Source organism: Succinimonas amylolytica DSM 2873 (assembly GCF_000378405.1).
Taxonomy (GTDB): Bacteria; Pseudomonadota; Gammaproteobacteria; order Enterobacterales; family Succinivibrionaceae; genus Succinimonas; species Succinimonas amylolytica.
In genome coordinates this window covers 1812089-1817536 of record NZ_KB899636.1, presented here as the reverse complement: position 1 = coordinate 1817536, position 5448 = coordinate 1812089, and the positions used below count along the sequence as shown (strand labels likewise).

General features: G+C 50.9%; 5 protein-coding genes. 2 read left to right on the top strand and 3 right to left on the bottom strand.

The annotated features are described in order from the left end of the window. Positions 1-87: 87 nt before the first annotated feature. The 3 genes from F557_RS23255 to F557_RS0108060 form a co-directional block, all read right to left on the bottom strand. Positions 88-228, bottom strand: a complete 141-nt coding sequence (locus F557_RS23255) for a hypothetical protein (protein ID WP_019001729.1) — start codon at positions 226-228, stop codon at positions 88-90. 18 nt (positions 229-246) lie between these two features. Then, the gene (locus F557_RS19320; protein WP_019001728.1) at positions 247-528 is read right to left on the bottom strand and encodes an AAA family ATPase; all 282 of its coding nucleotides are present in this window, start codon (positions 526-528) and stop codon (positions 247-249) included. A gap of 731 nt (positions 529-1259) precedes the next feature. Beyond that, positions 1260-2252 carry a flagellin N-terminal helical domain-containing protein gene (locus tag F557_RS0108060; RefSeq protein WP_019001727.1) on the bottom strand — a complete coding sequence of 331 codons (993 nt, stop codon included), beginning with the start codon at positions 2250-2252 and terminating at the stop codon, positions 1260-1262. 615 nt (positions 2253-2867) lie between these two features. On the opposite strand from F557_RS0108060, the gene F557_RS0108045 reads away from it, so the two are divergent. Continuing rightward, positions 2868-4301 (top strand): MATE family efflux transporter, encoded by a 1434-nt coding sequence (locus F557_RS0108045; RefSeq protein ID WP_019001724.1) that lies wholly within the window; start codon positions 2868-2870, stop codon positions 4299-4301. A gap of 3 nt (positions 4302-4304) precedes the next feature. Further along, on the top strand, positions 4305-5354 hold the full coding sequence (locus tag F557_RS0108040; protein WP_157617790.1) for a tetratricopeptide repeat protein: 1050 nt from the start codon (positions 4305-4307) through the stop codon (positions 5352-5354). Positions 5355-5448: the final 94 nt, after the last annotated feature.

The window sequence follows — 5448 nt, the reverse complement described above, 5'->3', positions numbered from 1 at the left end:
ACATCCCGATTTTTGTGTGCGATATGGTACGGATTCACCAGCACTTTTGTCAAGAATCCCCGAAGCCATAAAAAGAAGGTTTAAGACCTAATACTTTTCTTTAGGTGCGTTCGCGGCAAAATCTCTGATTGAAACGTATTTGCCAAGGAGCGTGTTAAGGTTATCCTGCACCTTTTCGGCATCACCTTCAAACAAACCTTTTACCAGTTCAGCGGTACTGGCTTTCATAACTGAATTAGTCTTAAACTAATTCAGAATTTTATCTCTGAAGCAGTCTCTTATCTCTTCATTTGGAATGTACAGGCTGTATTCCGTTTTTATTGATTTTTCAATATTAAGAGACAGAAAGTCATAGAAGGTGGACATGGTAAGTGTTTTACCGAAACGTCTCGGTCTGGTAATGAGCATGACTTTCGAGGTATTTTCTTTAAAAACAGTCCTGAGAAAAGGAGTCTTGTCCACGCAATAACTGTTGCTTTCAATTAATTCGTGAAATAATTCCGCTCCGATACCTATAGACTTCAGCATTCTGTTCCACCTCTGAATCTGACCATCACCTCTGAAAAGGCCTTTCCCAGGTCCGCTGTTCACGAAGTGATTGAAGCGCAGAAAGGCTCTATGTCTGTCATTATCCCATAACCTGCCTAATCGTCAGTCGCCAACATCTTACTTTTTGATAAAAATTAAAGTATAAATTATCCCCAAACCATTAATAATATTGACACTTCACCGATTCGTTCTCTACCAGTCAAGTTGTCTACCACACTGCCGTGTTAGGGTAACTTACCATTTTTTCTCATTTCTTAGCCTTTCAGAACAATTTTTCAAAATAATTCCGCTCAAAATTGCCCTTCACATTCAGCAGATACAGATAGTTAGGAGCACCAAAAAGCTCCGGTTTTATCAACAAGAACGATGAGCATACAGAAGCACTTGAAGCCTTGAAGCCCTGAATACCGCGAACACCTATCGAGCTTTTACCATGCGCTGCCGTGAAACCGGGAACGTCCCGGCAGTTCTCAGGGAATCCCGGCCAAAACTGGAAATCTCACCGCAAGTGCCGGACTCAGATCCTTATGTCTCCTGTGTACGCCGACTGCCACCTCCCACCAGCGGTCGTATTAGGGACTTTCACCCTGTAGATACAGAACATCCCGAACACACAAAAGGCCGGGGATCCCCGGCCGGAAGAGCAGCTTTCCCAAATTGAGAGGAAAAACAGTTATGAAGACCGGCAGTGCCTCTGCCGGCCTTTTCAGTCAGCTCTGAAGCAGCGACAGTGCCACCTGGGTTCTCTGGTTGGCCTGACTCAGGATGCTCTGGGATGCCTGCTGCAGGATATTCTGCTGGGTCATGGCCGCGGTTTCTGTTGCGAAGTCGGCATCGCGAATGCGGCTGCGGGCAGCGGAGACATTCTCAGAAACATTGGTCTGGTTTCTGATGGTGGATTCCAGCCGGTTCTGCACTGCGCCAAGCTCGGCCCGCTTGCTGTCGATGGAGGCGATAAACTTGTCGACATGCTTCAGCGTATTCTGAGCCGACACCTGGGTGGAAACATCAAATGCTACATTGTTTGTAGAACCGTTCTGCTTCAGAAAGTAATCGGCATGGCTGTCATCAAGCTCATTGGCGGTTCCGAGGCCGTTTGCCTTGGCCACATCGGCCACACTGAACCCCAGCTTGTCAGAACTGAAGCTGAGTTCAATTCCTATGGTCTGGTTGGCATCGGCGCCTACCTGAAAATCCACGTGGGAGCTGGTTCTGTTGATGACCAGAGCGGTACTGGATACAACCAGAGCCCCGCTGTCAATAACAGCTGATTTTTCGCCGCTAAGAAGTCGCTGATCATTGCCGGAAAAGGTGGTATCCCGGGAAATTCTGTCAATTTCCAGGCAGAGAGAGCTCACCTCCTGCTGTATGGCCTCGCGGTCGGCGTCAGAATTGGAACCGTTGGCGGACTGCAGAGCCAGGGTACGGATACGCTGGTACATTGAAGTGATTTCATCCATGGCCCCCTCGGCAGTCTGGGCAAATGAGATACCGTCCATGGCATTGCGGTTTCCCTGGTTAAGACCATTAATCTGGGAGGTCAGACGGTCAGAAATCTGGAGTCCTGCCGCATCGTCCTTGGCACTGTTTATGCGGAGACCGGAGGCCAGACGCCTGTAGGAGGTATCAAGAGCATTGGTGGAATTTGCAAGGTTGCGGTTCGCATTCAGCGACGAGACGTTGGTATTTACATAAAGAGCCATTTTTAAATCTCCTGAGCTTAAATCTGCCAGCCAAAGCCAAAAGCAGTTTTTTGTTATGAAACCGGAGCCGCTTTCCAATACGGCATGCCCCTTCGGAAAAATCCCGGACCGGGGCTCCGGATTTTTGGTTACCGGCTTTCTTATGAAAGATTCATGCCAGAAGCTCAGCACTCAGCAATTTTTTTTTGGAACGGTCTTCAGGAACGGCTGGGCTTCCGGATCGCAGACAGGAATACCTGCCACCGAAACAGCATATTCCGCTAGCCGCGCAGGGACATTTTTTTGACAGCTGGAATTTTTGGGAACATCCTTCACGGACTGCTGCCGCTGCCCTTCTTAGCAGGGTAAAATCCGCCAGTCTTTATGCTTGCCCGGAACTCCCGCCGCCCCTCCCATTTTCCCGCCCTCCCATTTTCCCGCCCTCCCATTTTCCCGCCCAGCCCATTTACCCATGCTCCTCCCGATACTGTTTTTGAAAAGAATGACCGGATACTGTAAAATCGGGGTTCCGTGGCCGTTCTGCCATAAATGACGGCAATTGCCCTGACAGACTGTTACCCGTATTTTGGAAGATACACGCTTTGTGTCTGACTCAAGTCACCAGCAGCAAAAATAATGACAAACAAGAAATCCGCCCCCCTTTTTGAAAAATTCAAGCTTAGCGATCTCCGGCATGAAATCAGAAAGCTTCTGATGCTTGCCGGGCCAATCTTTATCGGACAGCTTTCCGCCAGTATTCTGGGCGTAACCGACAGTCTGATGTCAGGGGCCATCAGCACCGTGGATCTGGCTGCCATCTCCCTGGGAGCCCTTCTTTATCTTCCGGTAAGTCTTTTCTGTTTTGGAATCCCCTTCGGCATGGGGCCGATTGCTGCCCACCTGTACGGTGCCGGAAAGTTTGCGGAAATCCCCCGGACCGTTTTCAATGCGATTTACCCCTCCGCTGCCGTCATAGCTCCCTGCATTATCGGCCTTTTCATTCTGCCGGATCTGCTTCTGGATTCTGTAGAGGAACCGGAGCTGGCCCGGAAAACCGTCTCCTACCTCCGGTGGATGACCCTGGCTCTTCCGGCTCAGCAGATCTTTTTCATCTGCAAAAATGCCCTGGAGGGACTATCAGTGGCGGTCCCGTCCATGGTGATCGGCATCCTGATCTGTGTGCTAAACATTCCGGCCAATCTGGTATTTATGTACGGCCATCTCGGTTTTCCGGCTCTGGGTTCCCCCGGCTGCGGCATTTCCTCCGCCCTGGTATCCTGGATTGCCGCCCTGCTGATTATTCTCTACGCTGTTAAAAGCTCCCGGCTCCGCAAATCCGGAATCCGCATTGCCGGAAGATTTTACCGTCCAGTAGCAGAGGATATCCGTCATATCTGCCTGGTAGGGCTCCCGATATCAGTTGCCGCAGTGCTGGAGAGCTCGATATTCACAGTGTCGGGATATCTCCTGACACGTTTCGGCAGTGCCACGGTGGCAGCCAGCCAGATCGCCTCCACGGTATACACCATGGCCTTCATGATCCCGATCTCCATGTCCATTGCAGTTTCAATCCGCACCGGTCAGCATCTGGGGGCCGGATCTCTTTTCCGGACCAAGCTCTGTGCCCTGAGCGGATTTATCGTGTCCTCTATCATGGTTATTCCATTCATGTTTATCATCTACATGAACCGGTATGATATCATCGGATGGTTTACGGACGATCCCGAGGTCATTGCCATAGCGGCCCCGCTGTTCCTTTTTGTTCTGGGATACCAGACCCAGGATCCCTTTTTCGGAACAGCCATGGGAATCCTCCGAGGCTTCAAGGATACCCGGATATTCATGGTACTGAACATCGTGATTCTCTGGGGTCTCGCAGTGCCTCTGGCATGGACTGTCGGTCTTACGGACATTACCGGAAGTGTCCGCGGGGTTAACGGCATCTGGGCGGTAATAGTATCATGCTACTATCTCATGACGGCCGCCTTTATCTGGAGAGATGTCTGGCTGTTCCGGCATCCCGGCAGATATCTGGGAACCGGATTCCCTAACAGTTCTGAAAAGGAGTAAACCATGAAACCAGGAATAACGGGAATATTGTGTCTGTCCGGCCTCTTGGCTCTGACAGGATGCGGCGGGGAGACTCCGGCCGCCGGGAATGCCGCGGTGCCACCGGAAAATGCAGCCCAAGCCACACAGACGCCCCCCGCCGAAAAAGCTCCGGCCTCAGGAACCTTCCGGGCCTCCCATCAGGAAATCGCCGCCTGCAGGACGGCCATGCTTAAAACGCCGGACAGTGCTCTCAAGGTTTGTTTTCCGCCTGCCGAAAAGGGAGATCCCGAAGCGCAGTATCTGGTAGCGACCATCTATGGAAACGCCATCGGGGTACGTGAGGATTTCAACAAGCAGGTTTCCTGGCTGCACAAGGCTCAGACCGGAGGAAATCTCCAGGCCGAGGTAGAGCTCGGAATCATCGGCATTATGATCTATACCGGAAACCACGTGGGAAATACCGGAAAACAGGCCCTTTTCTATCTTAACGACGCCAAAAACCGGGGCTCGGTGAAAGCCAGAACCACTCTCGCCAGAATTATGGGAACCGAATCCTACAAGGATCTCGGCATCTACGATCCCGAAAAATCTCATCAGGAAATGCTGGAACTGGCCAGGCTGGGAGTTCCCGAAGCAATGATTCTGGCCAGCCATAACTACATAACCGGATTCGGAACCGCCGTCAACCATCACAAGGCGGTAAAATATCTGGAGGATGCCGCTCACAAGGGCATTCCCTTTGCCTATAAGAAGCTGGCCGAAATCTACCTCAATAACGAGAATTTCAAAAACCGGGATCTGGGCTATGCCTATTTCTTTGCCTATACCGCCTGCGACAATTCCTCCGACAACATGAGAACCCTGGATTCCCTGGCGGAAATCTTTGAGGGCAAGGTAAAGAGTCTTAATCTCGCCAGAAGACGCGGTATTCAGATTCATGATGACCACGGCTGCAAGACCTACACCGACTACGAAAAGGAGGAATTTGATCTTCCTCCTGAAAATAAGACTCCGGCGGCCAGCGAAAAACCGGGAGCCGATGCTGACGACGATATCTGGGAAAAGGAATAATTATCACCGGCTACCAGTTTTACGATATTCCTGAAAGAGGCGCCCTGAAAAGCGCCTTTGTTTTTCCGTCTGCAAAATCACCGCTCCGCACGGC

Coding starts and splice junctions, on each gene's coding strand:
- F557_RS23255 (WP_019001729.1), bottom strand. CDS start 228: ATGAAAGCCAGTACCGCTGAACTGGTAAAAGGTTTGTTTGAAGGTGAT.
- F557_RS19320 (WP_019001728.1), bottom strand. CDS start 528: ATGCTGAAGTCTATAGGTATCGGAGCGGAATTATTTCACGAATTAATT.
- F557_RS0108060 (WP_019001727.1), bottom strand. CDS start 2,252: ATGGCTCTTTATGTAAATACCAACGTCTCGTCGCTGAATGCGAACCGC.
- F557_RS0108045 (WP_019001724.1), top strand. CDS start 2,868: ATGACAAACAAGAAATCCGCCCCCCTTTTTGAAAAATTCAAGCTTAGC.
- F557_RS0108040 (WP_157617790.1), top strand. CDS start 4,305: ATGAAACCAGGAATAACGGGAATATTGTGTCTGTCCGGCCTCTTGGCT.